Genomic DNA, 15,212 nt, shown 5'->3' with positions numbered 1-15,212 from the left:
GGCCCGAATTGGCTGATGAAGACGCGCCGCGCGGCATTGGTTTTTTCGGCGGCGTTTCTGCCATTGATGGCTTTCGCAGCCTCGGCGGTTCATGCGCAGAGCATCATGCGCACACCCAATCTCAATGTCGGGGTGCGGACGCCTACCATCAATCCAACGGTGACGCCGCGGATCAATCCCGGTATCGCGGCCCGGCCGAGCGTGAGCGCCGATCGAGTGGCGCGGACGCCGCCGTCCCGGATCGGCACCATGAGCTCGACGCTGCGAACCCGCCCGGGGGCCGGCGTGCCGTCGACGCTTCCCCATGCGCGATTTTCGCCCAATCTCTATCCGGCTTGCCAGAATGCGTTCCGCGGTCCCGACGGCGAATGCTTCGATCGTCCGGTCATGTCGGCGGGCGGCGGCAACGGCACCTCGGCCAGGAAGGGCAATGGCGGATCGCGCAATAACAATGTGCAGGCTGCGGTCAATACGCGCGTGGTCCAGAACGAGCTCGTCGCCGAAATCGACGGCGCGCTATCCACAGCCGAGGCCGATGAGCTGGCGCGGCGTCATGGCCTGGAGCGCATTTCATCGCAGAGTTTCCCGCTGCTCGGCGGCACCATCGGCCTGTTCCGCATCGTCGACCGGCGGCCGGTGGACACGGTGCGCCGCGAGCTCGCGGCCGACGGCAGCGTGCGTTCGGTGCAGCTCAATTTCCGTTACTTCCTGCAGGACCAGAAGAAGCCCTCGATCGGGGGTGACTCCGCGCAATACGCCGTCGCCCAGCTCCGGCTGCCGCAGGCGCACGCGCTCGTCCGCGGCATGAACGTCACCATCGCGGTGATCGATTCAGGTGTCGACGTCAAACATCCCGAGCTCGCCAATTCGGTCGCCGACAGTTTCGACGCGCTCGGCAGCAGTGAAGGTCCGCATGTCCACGGAACCGGCATTGCCGGCGCGATCGTCGCGCATGCCAGGCTGATGGGTAGCGCGCCGGAGGCGAGGTTGCTTGCGATCCGCGCATTCGGCGCGGGATCGAAGGGCGCGGAGAGTACGTCCTATGTGATCCTGAGGGGATTGAACTACGCGGCCGAGCATGGCGCGCAGATCATCAATATGAGCTTTGCCGGCCCGAAGGATCCGTTGATCGAGCGGGGGATCGCCGCCACCGCAGCCCGTGGCATCCTGATGGTGGCTGCGGCTGGCAATGCCGGTGCGAAATCGCCGCCGCTCTATCCCGCCGCCAATCCGAACGTCATTGCAGTGAGCGGAACCGACGCGCAGGAAAAGCTGTTTGCGGCGTCCAACCGGGGCAACCACATCGCGATATCGGCTCCAGGCGCGGATATCTTCCTGCCGGCGCCGGATGAAAAATATCAGATCACGTCGGGCACGTCGTTTTCCGCCGCCTATGTCAGCGGCGTTGCGGCGCTGTTGCTGGAGCGCAATCCTGCATTGAAGCCGAACGATGTTCGCGCGATCCTGGCGAAGACCGCCCGCGATCTTGGCGCCCCCGGCCGCGACGATCAGTTCGGGGCAGGCCAGGCCGACGCCTTTGCCGCGGTCACCGCGGCGACCGCCGCGCCGGCAGTTCCGCTTGCCTCGGTTTCCGGCAAGCCTGCGGGAGAAAAAACGCCGGCGCTTGACCCGTCTGCCGATAACGCTTCCGTGAGCCGGGCACTGAATGACTCCCCGCCATCGATGGCGTCGGACAAATCGGCCGCAAACGCCGCGAAACAGCCTGCTGCGCAGTGATTTTTGCGGCAATCGCCCCGAACACAAGGTTAAAAAAATCAGCCGGCGTTTTGAACGTTCGGCGAGGGTGCTGCGACTTATCTATGTGGGAGCGGTAATCCCTCCCCATCGGCTGTATTCGGCGCGAGCGCCCATCCACCCCAAGCGCCCCATATGGCTTGACCCGTCCGGTTGTCCCCCCGGACGGGTCTTTCATTTTCGGCACAGGTTTTTTGGAAGCAGCCGCGTCGCGTGCGGCGCGGTGTGGGCTTGCCAGACTTCCGTTCGTCTGCGTGACGCGCGATATTCCCCCGTGTCTTCCAAACGAGATTATCGAGGCGCGCTTCGCAACGCGGCCATGCTGCCGTGCAGCCTGACGGTGAACAGCGCTGATAACTTCGTATTTGTGCGGGTTTGTTCGATTGCTGCGTGCTCCGTAGCTCCACGCACTGGACAATCAGAAAGTTTTCCACAGAATATACCTGTCACGTCCAATTGATTCGTTTCAGGTTGCGTCTTGCGTCCGTTTCTCTCTTACGGGCTGATTTATGGCACATCCTGCAGACGTGGCACGTGGCCGCAACATTGTTGCGCGCTGGTGCAACCTTGCCGAGCAACGGCTGGAATACCTTACCGAACTGTTCGAGACCGGGCGCTGGCGCCGCTATCACACCGAACTCGATTTTCTCGAAAACATCCAGGAAGCCAAGGCCGCCGTCGAAACCTGGCGCGACCTGTTGAGCCGCGAAGCTTCGCTTGAAAACACAGCGATCGATATGGCCTGGCTCGGCCGCCGTCGTAGGGCGCCGCTGCTGCTGACGCCGCTGCCGCGCGATGAAGGGTTCCGTCAGCCGGTTGTACAGTTTCAGCCGAAACCGGCACCAGTTGCAGCGCCGCCGCCGCGCGATGTTCCCGCTCACGTTCTGGTCGCGCTGGAGAGCCAGCTCGTCGTTGCGAATGAGGCGCCTTCCGTACCCGACGTGCTGGCGCTCGACGAAATGCAGTTCCCGGCGCTCGATCTCGATTCGATGAAGGAACGCTATCCGCTGCTGCGCAACGCGATGTAGCGCGGCGCGAGCTAGCGCCGCACCGCGTTGCCTCCGACCACCACCTGTGCGTAGCGCTGGGCGCCTTCGGCTGACAGATCGGTCGTAATGGTGCGGGCATGGTCGAGGCCGACCACGGCGCCGCGCGGGGTTTCCGAGATCATGTTGTTGTTGACCAGCGCCGTGCCGGCGCCGGGCATTACCGACACGCCGACGCCGACGAAGGCGTTGCGGATCACATTGCCTGTGATGGCGACGTCGCGGAGATATTTGCCCCAGCCGGCGATGATCCCGAACGAGGGCGCGTTCTCGATCACGTTGCCGGTCACGGAAGAATCCGCCTCGACATAGATGCCGATCCCGGCGTCGTCGTCCGGCGCGGTGCCGATCGGCCGCTTCGGCAACAGATTTCTGACGATGTTGCCCTGCACGACGGCGATGCGTCCGCCTTCGTTGAAATTGCAGACGGAGACGCCGACGGCCGCGCCATCCACCGTGTTGTTGGCGATCACGGCGCCTTCGAACGCGAATTCCGAATAGAGCGCGACCTCGCGGACATTGCTGACACTGTTGTCCGTGATGTGGATATTGGATGCCGAATTGCCGCGCACCGCGGAGTAGTCGCAATTTTTGATGCGATTGCCCCGCACGATGACGTTGCCGGCGCGGAAAGCATTGATGGCGTTGCCGTATTGCCCGGAGCCGCCGGGGCCGGCCTTGATGTCCTCGATGCGGTTGTCGATCACCAGCGTGCCGTCGTCACCGATCGCCGTGCGCAGGATCTCGATGCCATTATCGTTGGTATCGGTGATGGTGTTGCGCGATACGATCAGGCCCAACGCGTCGAACGATACGACCGCTGTTGTCGCGATCTTCCTGAAGATGTTGCCGGAGATGTCGCCGGAAACCTGTTCCAGCCAGATGCCGTTGCCACCACTGCCGATGATTTCACAATCGGCGATGCGGACGTCGCGCCCGCCGAGGCAATGCACGAGACCGCGCCGCGTCGGCAACGGAATGCCGCCGCCGTCGAAGGTGATGCCGGTCAGGCCGATACTGTCGGCGCCTTCGCTCTGGATCATCGAGGCGCCGCCATTGAATACGAACTTGGTCGCGCCGCGCACGCCGACCAGTTGCGTGCCGTTCGAAAGGCGCAGCATGCCCGTGCGATAGACGCCCGGCGGCAGCGCCAGCGGCACCTGCGCGCGCGCGGCTTCGTCGATGGCGCGTTGCAGTTTCGCAGTTTGATCGTCGGGGCTGCCGGGACGCACGCCATACTGCGTCACGTCGCGTCCGAGCGCCGAGGTCAGCGGCGCAGCGCGCGCCGGCTCCGGCAACATCGCTAGTGCGCCTGCCATACCGGCGGCGGACGCTCCAATGAGATGGCGGCGGTTCATGTCCATGGTGGCCCTCGCGCGATGCAAGTTCTGGCATTCGCGAATTCATAGGTATCGCGAAAATGCGGCGCAGCATGGTGAAGACCGGGAACAAAGGCGGCGATTGTTCAGGGTAGGGTTAATGTTGGGTACGGTCGCGGTCCGTAGGGGTGGGCAAAGGCGCGCTTGCGCCGTGCCCACCATTTCAATTTGCAGAGACAATGGTGGGCACGCTTCGCTTTGCCCACCCTACGAGGTTCTTCGTGCCAACCTCACCATTTCCAGCAGCATCGCTTCGCCGGCGTCGACCAGCTCTTCCAGCGTGATGCGCGAAAAACCTTTGCGCCTGACGGCACCGCCGCGCGCCAGCGGCGGAATATGGACGAAGGCGGCGAGGCGGGGGCCGTTGTCAGCATCGACGGCCTCAAGCGCGCGCCAGCTCAGATAATTGCAGAGATAGCTGCCGGCATCGCGCGAGGCGCGGGCGTCGAGACCGGTACCCTCAGCGGCACGCAGCAGTTTCGCGGTGTGCGGGCCGAACCTTTGCGCATCGGCGCCGTCGGCGATCGAGCCCTTGCGAGCGCGGGTTTGCGCGGCATCGGGCCACAACATGGTGACGGCATTGCGGGCGCGGGTTTCGATACGCACAAACTTGGTGCGGCCGGCCAGGCCGAACATCAGCATCGCGTGCGGCTTGTGTTCTGCGAGCGCCAGCGGCAATTCACGGTCGACCGCCTTGTATGTCACGGGAAAGATATGACTGGACAGTTCGACGTCGGTGAAGGCAGGACGACGCAGCCGCGTCAGCCGCGCCACCAGCGCCTGCGTTGGATTGTGGGGCGCACCGGGAAACGGGCCGAAGCCGGTGACGAGAATGCGAAGTTTGTCGTTCACCGCAGCCACTCCGCGATCTGTTCGGCGGCGACCGCCGGCGTGATGCGGCCGTCGGCGACCTCGGCCTCGGTCTTCTTCACCTTGGCGCGGATCGCGGGATCGGCGCGCAGGCGGGCCATCATCCGCTGCTCCAGCATCGACCACATCCATTTCACTTGCTGCTCGCGCCGCCGGCCCGCGAACTCGCCCGAGGCGTTCATGGCGGTGCGGTGATCGAGGATCTTCTGCCACAGCGCGTCCATGCCCGTGCCCGTCAACGCCGAGTAAGTCAGGACCGGCGGATGCCAGTGCTCCGAACGGGGGCTCAGGATGTGCAGGGCGCCGCGATATTCAGCCGCCGCCAGATTGGCGCGCTTGATATTGTCGCCGTCGGCCTTGTTGATCGCGATCATGTCGGCGAGTTCGACGAGGCCCTTCTTGATGCCCTGCAGTTCGTCGCCGGCGCCGGGCAGCATCAGGGCCAGGAAGAAATCGGTCATGTCGCAGACGGCAGTCTCGGACTGGCCGATGCCGACGGTTTCCACCAGCACCACGTCGAAGCCGGCCGCCTCGCACAGCAGCATCGCCTCGCGGGTTTTTGCGGCGACCCCGCCGAGTGTGCCCGACGCAGGCGAGGGCCGGATGAAGGCGGCTTCCGAATTCGCCAGCCGCGCCATCCGCGTCTTGTCGCCGAGGATCGAGCCGCCGGTGCGCGCGGAGGAGGGGTCCACGGCCAGCACGGCGACCTTGTGGCCGCGCTCGATCAGGAACATGCCCAGTTCGTCGATGGTGGTGGACTTGCCCACCCCGGGCGAGCCGGTGATGCCGACGCGGACCGCCTTGCCGGTGTCCGGCAACAGCGCCTGCACCAGATCGCGCGCTGCGGCCTGATGATCGCTTCGCCTGCTTTCGATTAGCGTGATCGCACGCGCCAGCGCCGCGCGGTGGCCGGAGCGGAGATCTTTGGCGAGTTTCCCGACATCGGGGGAGGGATTCTTCGGCAGGGTCATGGCTTGGTTTACAACGCCCGCGCCATGCAGGCGAGGGGGCCCTGCAGTCCGTTCAGCGCGCCGACGCGGCGGCGGGCGCCTCGCGCCTGAGCCGCCGCCACACCCAGACCAGCACCGGCCAGATCAGTGCGCCGATCGCCATGGCGGCCAGGATCGCGGCGATCGGACGCTCGAAGAACGGGAATATACTGCCGTCGGATTTGATCAGCGAGGTGACGAAACTCTGCTCGATCATGGTGCCCATTACGATGCCGAGCACCATCGCGGCGACCGGATAGCCATTTTCTTCCATGACATAGCCGATGACTCCGAAGGTCGCGACGATAACGACGCCGAATATGTTGTTGCCGATCGCGAACGAGCCTACTGCGCAGCACAGCATGATGACCGGCATCACGGTGGAACGCGGTGCGCGCAGCACGTAGCTTGCAAGCCTGATCATGACGATGCCGAGCGGGATCATGATGATGTTGGCGATGATGAACATCAGGTAGATCGCATACATGCTCGACGCTTTTTCGGTGAACAGCGTCGGGCCGGGGTTGAGGCCCTTCATGTAGAGTACGCCGATGGCGATGGCCGCGATGGTGTCGCCGGGGATGCCGAACAGCAGCGAGGGTACCCAGCCCGAGGCGATGCTGGCGTTGTTGCTGGCGCCGGCCTCGACCAGGCCCTCGACATGGCCGGTTCCGAACTTCTCGGGTTCTTTCGAAAAGCGCTTGGACATTGCGTAGCTGACCCAGGCGGCCATGTCGGCGCCGGCGCCCGGCAGCACGCCGATGATGATCCCGATGATGTTCCCTCGCGTCATCTGCCAATTGTATTTTTTGGTGAGCTTCCACTGGCCCGCCAAGATGCTTCCGAATTTGCGCCGCGGGATCGGCGGCGGTTCCGGCGTCAGCATCGCGCGCATCACCTGCGCCACGGCAAAGACACCGACCAGCGCCGGGATCGGTTCGATGCCGCCGAACAAATTGGTCATGCCAAACGTGAAGCGCGGCACGCCGCCGGGGTTTTCGATGCCGATGCACGCGACGAGCAGGCCGATGAACATGCTGGCGATCGCCTTCACCGGAGAGGAGCGCGCGACCAGCGTGGCGCACATCAGGCCGAGGAATGCGAGCCAGAAATATTCGAAGGTCGAGAACGACAGCGCGATCTCGGCGAGCGGCGGCGCGAGGATCATCAGCGAGAGCGTGCCCGCGATGCCGCCGACGGCGGAGAACCACACGCCGGCGCCGAGCGCAAGTTCAGCTTCGCCCTTGCGGGTCATGGCATAGGCTTCGTCGGCATAGGCCGCGGAGGCGGGGGTGCCGGGAATGCGCAGCAGTGCGCCCGGGATGTCGCCAGCGAAGATCGCCATCGTTGATGCGGCGACGATGGTGGCGATCGCGGCGATCGGCGACAGATAAAAGGTGACGGGAACCAGCAGCGCCGTCGCCATCGTCGCTGATAGCCCGGGCAGCGATCCGATGACGAGGCCATAGACCGAGGCCGCGAACATCGCGATGATGACTTCCCAGGTGGAAATTAGCGCAAACGCTTGGGCGAGGGTATTGAGCATCGATCACCAGGGCATCGGCAAAAGGCCGGGCGGAAGCGGCACGCGCAGCAATTTTGAGAAAATCAGATGGATACCGATCGGCGCCAGCACGGCGAGCGGCAGTGACAGCTTCCAGCGGGCGCCGAGTGCGGTCGACGTCACGAACACGATCAGTGCTGCCGTAATGATGAAGCCAAGCCGATCGGCCACTGCCACGTAGAACAGCAAGAGCGCTGGCGGCAGCAGGGCGCGCAGGCCGTAAAACTTCCCGGTCGGCGGCGGCGGCTGGCCGCCCTCGACCGGAATGAGTTCTTCTTCCTCTTCAAAGGAATGGCCGATCCCGAATGCGATCGCGAGTCCGCACAGCGCCAGACCCGTTCCGATCACCAGCGGAAACACATTGGGCCCGACCGGCTGGCCGGGCACTGGCGGCAACTGCCAGCCGCCATAGGCGGCGGCCGCGCCGAGGCCAACGAGGAACAATCCCGTGACACGATCGGGAAGACGCATGGACTAGCTCCGCAGATATCGGACGATGTCAGCCGATCAGGATCAAACCTTCGAGAGACCAGCGGCCTTCATCGCCACGCCCATCTGCGCGTCGCCCTTGTCCATAAAGGCTGCGAATTGCGCCGCATCGCCCCACACCGTTCCGAAGCCGCGATTGCTCATGAAGTCCTTGAACTCCTTGGAGTCGTAAACCTTCTTCAGCGACGCCGTGAGCTTGGCCGCGACATCGGCCGGCAGGCCTTTGGGACCGGCAATGCCGCGCCACGCACCGGTCGAATAGTCGATGCCTATGGCTTCCTTCAGCGTCGGCACATCGGGGAATGCAGGATTGCGCGCTGTAGCCATGACGGCGAGGCTGCGCGCCTTGCCGGCCTCGATGATCGCGCGGGCTTCCGGCACCGAGCAGGTGGTAAGGTCGAGGCCGCCGGCCGCAAGATCCTGCATCGCGGGCGCAGCGCCGTTCGACGGCACCCAGGCCACGTGGTTCGGCGCAAGTCCCATCGCCTGCATCCAGCCGACCAGCGCGAGATGCCAGATGCCGCCCTGGCCGGTGCCAGAGGCCTTGAACTTGCCGGCAGGCGCGGCCTTGATGGCGTCGGCGAGCTCTTTCACGGTCTTGTAGGGCGATCCGGAACCGACCTGGATTCCGGGCGGATCCTCGTTCATCAGCGCAAGCGGCGTGTAGCTCTTGGGTGCGAGTTCCGTGAGCCCCTGCCAGTGCATCATCGAGATTTCCACCGTCAGCATGCCGATCGTGTAACCGTCGGGCTGGGCGGTTGCGATCGCGGAATGGCCGACCACGCCGGAACCGCCGGTGCGGTTGACCACGTTGAAGGGCTGGCCGAGGTCCTTCTCCAAGAGCGCCGCAACAATGCGCGCGGTCGCGTCGGTGCCACCGCCGGCGCCCCAGGGAACGATCACGGTCACCGGCCGGGCCGGATAGGCCTGCGCCAAAGCCGGCTTGAAGCCAAAACCCGCGACGGCCGCGGCAGCAGCGGATGAAGCCGCGAAGGCGCGGCGCGTGATCTTCTTGGACATCGGTGGTCCTCCCTGCGGCGTCCGTGAGGCCGGGCGCTCTTGTGATGCGACATTCTAGGCGGCTTTGCGTTGTGGTCGCAAGGCATTGGCTCGTGAGGAAAATCGTCGCCCGGTGGGCATCTCGCCACATCCGGAAATCGGGTGGCGGCGATCGGGCTACCCGAAATAGGTATCCATGTGCGGCTCAGTCATCGAGCCGCGATCGATTGCGGAGATCATCATGACGACAGCCTATTACAGCACCGTGCTGAACCATCCCCTGGAAACCGTGTGGGACCTGATCCGCGACTTCAACAACTACCCGGCCTATATCGATGGCGTCAGCGAAAGCGTGATCGAGGACGACAAAGGCGGCGACGAAGTCGGCGCGGTCAGACGCTTCTGCTACCTCGGCAACTGGATCAGGCAGCGGCTGGCGGGCCATTCCGACGAAGCGCACACGCTGACTTATGCGGGCATCGAGCCGTTCCCGTTTCCAGCCGAGCTTGCTTCGGATGCCCCCGCGCCGACGCGCTATGAGGGGACGATGCACCTGCTGCCGGTCGTCGAGGGCAACCGGACCTTCATCGGATGGTCGGTCCAGCTCGATACCAAGCCGCAGGATGCCGATCGCTGGCAGACGCTGTTCCAGTCATGGATTCCGGACTGGACGCATTCGCTCGAGAGAGCGCTGGGCCGCCGGGCTGCTTGAATGGTGCGGCCGTTATTGTGGGCGCTCTTCGTCGTCCTTCGGTCGCGCGCCGCCGAAAATTCTGGCGCCTTCCGGCGTCAGATACGGCTTTAGCGTCTCCCACGGCACGAAGGCGATATACTCGCCTTCGGCGTAGGAGCCGACCGCGTAAGGGGCGTAGTGAAAGGTCAGGCCGGAGCTCTTGCCTTCCTCGGTCGATGGCGCCAGCGAGACCGGCCCGATCTTGAGAAGCTTTGGCTCGATGGCTTCGATGGTGCTGGTGTCAGTGCCTTCCGCGCCGCGCTTCTTCTTCTCGGCCTCCAGCGATGTAATGACACCTCGCCGCATCGCTTTCAGCGTCGGGCCGTTGTCGGCTGTTTCGGTGAAGAATGGACGGATGCTGATGCGCTTGCCCGCTGACCTGTCCCACAGGATCGTGTCGGACGAGCTGTTGGGGTGCGCGCCGCCAGTATATTCGTAGTCGCCCCTGACGATGCTGACATAGCGGCCGTCGACCACCGAGCGCGTCTCGTATTTCCGCTCAAACGACCACGCATTGCGGAACAACTCGGGGTCCTGCTTGCGTTCCTTGTCGGCATCGGCACGGTTCTTCTGGGCCCATGTCTTGCCCTCGGCCAGGCAGTTCGCCGCCAGCGCCGGATCGGTCTTGATTTTCGCGTCGAGGGTGACGCTGACCTCGACCCATTTGGCCTTGATGGAAAAGTCCGGCTTGGGCTCGGCGGCAAACGCTGCGCCAAGCGCCGCACTGCATGCGATGGCGCCCGCGAAACCAATTGTCCTGACGAATGTGAGGAATGCAATGCCGCGCAAGGGCGATCCTTTGGAATTAGCTGCGCCCGGCGGAGAAACTACTCCGCCGCTTCGCTGTGGCCGAGCCGGGCGTTGAGCTTGCGGATCAGCTCTTCGGCGGCATCGGAGATCACGGTGCCGGGCGGGAAGATTGCTTCCGCACCGGCCTTGTAAAGCGCATCGTAATCCTGCGGCGGCACCACGCCGCCGATGATGATCATGATGTCCTCGCGGCCGTGTTTCTTCAGCGCCGCCTTCAATTCCGGCACCGCGGTGAGATGGGCGGCCGCCAGCGACGACACGCCGAGGATGTGCACGTCGTTCTCTACCGCCTGCCGCGCCGCCTCGTCGGCGGTGGCGAACAGCGGCCCGATATCGACGTCGAAGCCGACGTCGGCGAAGGCGGACGCGATCACCTTCTGGCCGCGGTCGTGGCCGTCCTGGCCGATCTTGGCGACCAGGATGCGGGGGCGGCGGCCCTCGGCATTCTCGAACGCATCGATCAGTTCCTGCACTTTTTCGACCCGGTTGGACATGGCGGACGCCTCCCGCTTGTAGACGCCGGTGATGGATTTGATTTCGGCGCGGTGTCGCCCGAACACTTTTTCCATCGCGTCCGATATTTCGCCGACGGTGGCTTTCGCCCGCGCAGCATCGATCGCCAGCGCCAGCAGATTGCCGTTGCCTTCGCCGGCGCTGCGCGTCAGCGCGGCGAGCGCCTGATCGACTTCCTTCTGGTCGCGCTCGGTGCGCAGTCGCTTCAGCTTGTCGATCTGCAGCCGCCGCACGGTGGAGTTCTCCACCTTGAGCACGTCGATCGCCGCTTCATTGACGGGCTTGTACTTGTTGACGCCGATCACGGCCTGCTTGCCGGCGTCGATCCGCGCCTGCGTTTTGGCGGAGGCTTCCTCGATCCGCAGTTTCGGAACGCCGGCTTCGATAGCCTTGGCCATGCCGCCGAGCGCCTCGACCTCCTGGATATGCCCCCATGCCTTGGCTGCGAGATCCCGCGTCAGCCGCTCGACATAGTACGAGCCGCCCCAGGGATCGATGATGCGGTTTGTGCCACTTTCCTGCTGCAGGAACAATTGCGTGTTGCGCGCGATGCGGGCCGAGAAGTCGGTCGGCAGCGCGAGCGCCTCGTCGAGCGCATTGGTGTGCAGCGACTGGGTGTGGCCTTGCGTGGCCGCCATCGCCTCGATGGTGGTGCGCATCACATTGTTGAAGACGTCCTGCGCGGTTAGCGACCAGCCGGAAGTCTGGCAATGCGTGCGCAGCGACAGCGAGCGCGGGTCCTTTGGATTGAACTGTGTCAGCAGCTTGGCCCACAAAAGCCGCGCGGCGCGCATCTTGGCGACTTCCATGAAGAAGTTCATGCCGATCGCCCAGAAGAACGACAGCCGCGGCGCGAAACGGTCGACGTCGAGGCCCGCGGCAAGCCCGGCGCGCAGATATTCGACGCCGTCGGCCAGCGTGTAGGCGAGCTCGAGGTCCTGCGTGGCTCCAGCTTCCTGCATGTGATAGCCGGAGATCGAAATTGAATTGTACTTCGGCATTCTCTGCGACGTGTACGCAAAAATGTCGGAGATGATCCGCATCGAGGGAGCGGGCGGATAGATGTAGGTGTTGCGCACCATGAACTCTTTCAGAATGTCGTTCTGAATGGTGCCTGATAATTTCTCCGGCGGAACGCCCTGTTCCTCGGCGGCTGCTACGAACAGCGCGAGGATCGGCAGCACCGCGCCGTTCATGGTCATCGACACGCTCATCTGGTCGAGCGGAATGCCCGCAAACAGCGTGCGCATGTCGTAGATGGAGTCGATCGCCACGCCGGCCATGCCGACGTCGCCGGACACGCGCGGATGATCCGAGTCATAGCCGCGGTGGGTGGCAAGGTCGAACGCGACCGAAAGACCTTTTTGCCCGGCCGCAAGGTTACGGCGATAGAACGCGTTGGAATCTTCCGCCGTGGAGAACCCGGCATATTGCCGGATGGTCCAGGGCTGGTTGACGTACATGGTCGGGTAGGGGCCGCGCAGATAGGGCGCAACACCCGGCCAAGTCTCAAGAAAGTCGATGCCTTCGAGATCGGCCTCGCTGTAGCCGGGCTTTACCGGAATGCCCTCGGGCGTCAGCCACGGCTCGGCGGCGCCTGCGGGCTGCGCGGGCGCGATGGCTTCAAAGGCGATATTCGCAAAGTTCGGTATGCGGCTCATGGTACCCATTATAGCACATGTGAACGTCGGGGATCGTCACCCCTAATCATGGTCCGGATGCTGGTGGCTGGTGATGGTTGCCATCTTCTCCGGCCCGTAATTCTGCTGCGTGGTCTGGCTCGGCAGATTGGCGATGCCGACCACCCAGCCGAGCCGGGATTCGGTTCCATATTGCCGCGTCGGCACCACCCGGTCGGGGCGGTCGAACGCGCCGGTCATGATCTCGATCCGGGGGCCGCCGATCAGCCGGTAGGTCAGGGGCGTGCCGCAGGCTGCACAGAAATCGCGCTCGGCGATGGAGGAGGACTGAAACGTCGCCGGCTTGCCGCGGGTCCAGGTGAAATGCTCGTGCTCGATATCGGCGAGCGAGGCGAAGGGCGCTCCCGATGCTTTCTGGCACATCCGGCAATGGCAGATGCTGACCTTGGGCGGCGGTACCGACAGCGCAAAGCGGACGGCGCCGCACTGGCAGCCACCGGTCAGGACCGTCTTGTGGTTGTTTTCCGTCATGCTCGCTCCATTCGCCGCCAGGCTTCCTGCAGCATCGCCAGCGCGTCGCCGCCAGCAAAGATGAAATCGCCGACACCGGCATTGCGTAGCGCGGCCTCCTGTTCGCCGGGCCGTCCTGCCAGATAGATATGCTTGGTGTCGGCCGCTTGAAGGGCCTTTGCGGCGGCCGCCGCGTGTTCCACATAGACCTTGTCGGACGAGCACAGGCAAACAATAACCGCGCCCGATGCCTTGAACGCGGCGGCGAGCGCCGCCGTGTCGGCAAAGCCTTGCGTGTCGATCGCTTCGATGCCGCCGGTCTCGAAAAAGCTCTTGGCGAAGGCGGCGCGCGCGGTGAAGTCGGCGGCCGTGCCGAGATTGGCGAGGAAGATCTTTGGCCGGGCGCCGGATGCCTTGAGCTTGTCGTCCGATTTGTCGCGCAGCGCCTCGAACGGTGCGGCGAGCCGCATCGGCGGCAACGGGTCGAACTTGAATTTCGCCTCGCCATAGGGCGGCAGCACGACTGGCCTTGCATCGAGTACGGCGATCTCAGCCTCATGCAGGTTCGGAAATTCGCTCGCGCCCGTCAGCACGTCCTTCCGCTTGGCGATGTTGGCCTCGCGTGTGGCCCGGGTCGCGGCGACCTTGCGCTGGATCAGGTTTTGTTCGAGCGCCGGGAACATGCCGCCGGCTTTCTCGATCTCCTGGAACAGCGACCACGCGGCTTCGCAGAGCTGCTTCGTCAATGTCTCGATGCCGCCGGAGCCGGCTGCGGGATCGCTCACCTTGGCGAGGTTGGACTCTTCCAGCAGCACCAGTTGCGTGTTGCGAGCGGCACGCCGGGCGAACGGATCAGGTAATCCCAAGGCCAGCGTGTGCGGCAATACGGTGATGGCGTTGGCGCCACCGAGACCGGCCGAGAAGGTCGCTATCGTCGCGCGCAGCATGTTCACATAAGGATCGCGCTGCGTCAGCATTCGCCACGCCGTATCGGCCGCGATGAACAGCGGTTTGGGTGTCAGGCCGCAAGCCTGTTCGATCCGCGCCCACAACAGCCGCAGCGCCCGGAATTTCGCCAGCGTTAAAAACTGGTCGGCGTCGGCGGCAAGCCGCGCATAGACCATGCCTTGCGCGTCTTCGAGCGCAATCCCGGCCTGCTCGATCGCGCGCAGATAAGCGACACCGGCAGCCAGCACGTATGCCAGCTCCTGCACTTCCGATCCGCCCGCATCATGGATCACTCGTCCGTCGGCTGCCGCAAGCCGGCCCTTGAAGCCCATCGCTGCGAGGTCTTTGACGACGCTCGTGACCGCGGTCACGATCTCGGCCCAGTCATTGGGGCTGGAGCCCCATACCGCACGGGATCCAAGCGGGTCGAGGCCGAAGCGGATGTCGCAGGCCGCAGGATCGATACCTCTGCGCTTGATGTATTCGGCGACGTGAGTCGCGGCCATTCGCGACTGCAGACCGATCTGGAGCTCGATGCCGATGCCGGCGTCGATATAAATGCCGTCGAGAACCCGCGCGACCGCCTCGGCCGAAGGATCCAATCCAAACCCATGAGCGCCATTGGCGCCGGCGAACACAAGCGTCAGCCCCGTCGCGCCGTTCTCCAGATCGTGCAGCGCCTGCGCGTTGGCCGCCTTTGCATCGGGATGATCGATCCGCTGCATGATCTGCCAGGGCGCGGCGGCGGCACGGCCGGCGACCGGCGCAGCACCTTGGGCGCGGCGATAGATCGGATCGATTTTCAACCCGTCAGGCGTCTTGCTGACCAGTTTCTCGAACGGCGCGCCCTTCAGCACCCCGTCGACCAGCTTGCGCCAGTCCTCGTAGGTCGCCTGCGGAAACTCCGCGGCCAATGTCAGCTCGTCAGTCTTGGTCATCCGGGCTATTTATTCTCTGGTCGTCTCTT

The 15,212-nt window shown here is 64.4% G+C and carries 13 protein-coding genes; 3 read left to right on the top strand and 10 right to left on the bottom strand.

Features of this window, described 5'->3' with window-relative positions; translation table 11 throughout:
- Positions 1-15 precede the first annotated feature (15 nt).
- Together IVB22_RS30475 and IVB22_RS30470 are read left to right on the top strand one after the other, a co-directional pair.
- A complete protein-coding gene (locus IVB22_RS30475) occupies positions 16-1,737 on the top strand; it encodes a S8 family serine peptidase (protein ID WP_374207734.1) in 1,722 nt (573 codons plus the stop codon).
- A 527-nt stretch (positions 1,738-2,264) separates the two neighbouring features.
- On the top strand, positions 2,265-2,783 hold the full coding sequence (locus tag IVB22_RS30470) for a TIGR03809 family protein (protein ID WP_247520850.1): 519 nt from the start codon (positions 2,265-2,267) through the stop codon (positions 2,781-2,783).
- An 11-nt stretch (positions 2,784-2,794) separates the two neighbouring features.
- Here IVB22_RS30470 and IVB22_RS30465 read toward each other — a convergent pair whose 3' ends face one another.
- From IVB22_RS30465 to IVB22_RS30440, 6 genes are all read right to left on the bottom strand, one after another.
- Positions 2,795-4,165, bottom strand: coding sequence for a TIGR03808 family TAT-translocated repetitive protein (locus IVB22_RS30465; RefSeq protein ID WP_247520849.1), 1,371 nt, complete (start codon positions 4,163-4,165; stop codon positions 2,795-2,797).
- A 222-nt stretch (positions 4,166-4,387) separates the two neighbouring features.
- Positions 4,388-5,032, bottom strand: a complete 645-nt coding sequence (locus tag IVB22_RS30460) for a pyroglutamyl-peptidase I (protein WP_247520848.1) — start codon at positions 5,030-5,032, stop codon at positions 4,388-4,390.
- Positions 5,029-6,021, bottom strand: coding sequence for a methylmalonyl Co-A mutase-associated GTPase MeaB (gene meaB / locus IVB22_RS30455; RefSeq protein ID WP_247520847.1), 993 nt, complete (start codon positions 6,019-6,021; stop codon positions 5,029-5,031). The genes IVB22_RS30460 and meaB overlap by 4 nt, the downstream gene beginning before the upstream one ends.
- Positions 6,022-6,073: 52 nt before the next feature.
- Complete coding sequence (locus IVB22_RS30450) at positions 6,074-7,585, bottom strand: tripartite tricarboxylate transporter permease (RefSeq protein WP_247520846.1); 1,512 nt, start codon at positions 7,583-7,585, stop codon at positions 6,074-6,076.
- Between the two features lie 3 nt (positions 7,586-7,588).
- Positions 7,589-8,074, bottom strand: coding sequence for a tripartite tricarboxylate transporter TctB family protein (locus IVB22_RS30445; protein WP_247520845.1), 486 nt, complete (start codon positions 8,072-8,074; stop codon positions 7,589-7,591).
- Between the two features lie 42 nt (positions 8,075-8,116).
- The gene (locus IVB22_RS30440; RefSeq protein ID WP_247520844.1) at positions 8,117-9,112 is read right to left on the bottom strand and encodes a tripartite tricarboxylate transporter substrate binding protein; all 996 of its coding nucleotides are present in this window, start codon (positions 9,110-9,112) and stop codon (positions 8,117-8,119) included.
- Positions 9,113-9,332: 220 nt separating this feature from the next.
- Here IVB22_RS30440 and IVB22_RS30435 point away from each other — a divergent pair, with 220 nt between their 5' ends.
- Positions 9,333-9,803 carry an SRPBCC family protein gene (locus tag IVB22_RS30435; protein ID WP_247520843.1) on the top strand — a complete coding sequence of 157 codons (471 nt, stop codon included), beginning with the start codon at positions 9,333-9,335 and terminating at the stop codon, positions 9,801-9,803.
- Between the two features lie 12 nt (positions 9,804-9,815).
- On the opposite strand, the gene IVB22_RS30430 is transcribed toward IVB22_RS30435, so the two are convergent.
- From IVB22_RS30430 to IVB22_RS30415, 4 genes are all read right to left on the bottom strand, one after another.
- Positions 9,816-10,577, bottom strand: coding sequence for a DUF3298 and DUF4163 domain-containing protein (locus IVB22_RS30430; RefSeq protein WP_247520972.1), 762 nt, complete (start codon positions 10,575-10,577; stop codon positions 9,816-9,818).
- 74 nt (positions 10,578-10,651) lie between these two features.
- A complete protein-coding gene (gene scpA / locus IVB22_RS30425; RefSeq protein WP_247520842.1) occupies positions 10,652-12,808 on the bottom strand; it encodes a methylmalonyl-CoA mutase in 2,157 nt (718 codons plus the stop codon).
- Between the two features lie 42 nt (positions 12,809-12,850).
- Positions 12,851-13,318, bottom strand: a complete 468-nt coding sequence (locus tag IVB22_RS30420; RefSeq protein WP_247520841.1) for a GFA family protein — start codon at positions 13,316-13,318, stop codon at positions 12,851-12,853.
- Positions 13,315-15,183 (bottom strand): methylmalonyl-CoA mutase subunit beta, encoded by a 1,869-nt coding sequence (locus IVB22_RS30415; RefSeq protein WP_247520840.1) that lies wholly within the window; start codon positions 15,181-15,183, stop codon positions 13,315-13,317. Before IVB22_RS30415 ends, IVB22_RS30420 begins: the two co-directional genes overlap by 4 nt.
- Between the last annotated feature and the right edge of the window lie 29 nt (positions 15,184-15,212).

Origin of the sequence: Bradyrhizobium sp. 190 (assembly GCF_023073415.1) — a bacterium.
GTDB lineage: Bacteria > Pseudomonadota > Alphaproteobacteria > Rhizobiales > Xanthobacteraceae > Bradyrhizobium.
The sequence above is the reverse complement of the archived record's forward strand: the minus strand, read 5'-3'. Positions and strand labels throughout refer to the sequence as shown.

Bases quoted from the DNA above. Each gene is read 5' to 3' on its own strand.
- scpA (WP_247520842.1), bottom strand. From the start codon at position 12,808: ATGAGCCGCATACCGAACTTTGCGAATATCGCCTTTGAAGCCATCGCG.
- IVB22_RS30450 (WP_247520846.1), bottom strand. From the start codon at position 7,585: ATGCTCAATACCCTCGCCCAAGCGTTTGCGCTAATTTCCACCTGGGAA.
- IVB22_RS30470 (WP_247520850.1), top strand. From the start codon at position 2,265: ATGGCACATCCTGCAGACGTGGCACGTGGCCGCAACATTGTTGCGCGC.
- IVB22_RS30435 (WP_247520843.1), top strand. From the start codon at position 9,333: ATGACGACAGCCTATTACAGCACCGTGCTGAACCATCCCCTGGAAACC.
- IVB22_RS30465 (WP_247520849.1), bottom strand. From the start codon at position 4,165: ATGGACATGAACCGCCGCCATCTCATTGGAGCGTCCGCCGCCGGTATG.
- meaB (WP_247520847.1), bottom strand. From the start codon at position 6,021: ATGACCCTGCCGAAGAATCCCTCCCCCGATGTCGGGAAACTCGCCAAA.
- IVB22_RS30445 (WP_247520845.1), bottom strand. From the start codon at position 8,074: ATGCGTCTTCCCGATCGTGTCACGGGATTGTTCCTCGTTGGCCTCGGC.
- IVB22_RS30415 (WP_247520840.1), bottom strand. From the start codon at position 15,183: ATGACCAAGACTGACGAGCTGACATTGGCCGCGGAGTTTCCGCAGGCG.
- IVB22_RS30475 (WP_374207734.1), top strand. From the start codon at position 16: ATGAAGACGCGCCGCGCGGCATTGGTTTTTTCGGCGGCGTTTCTGCCA.
- IVB22_RS30420 (WP_247520841.1), bottom strand. From the start codon at position 13,318: ATGACGGAAAACAACCACAAGACGGTCCTGACCGGTGGCTGCCAGTGC.
- IVB22_RS30440 (WP_247520844.1), bottom strand. From the start codon at position 9,112: ATGTCCAAGAAGATCACGCGCCGCGCCTTCGCGGCTTCATCCGCTGCT.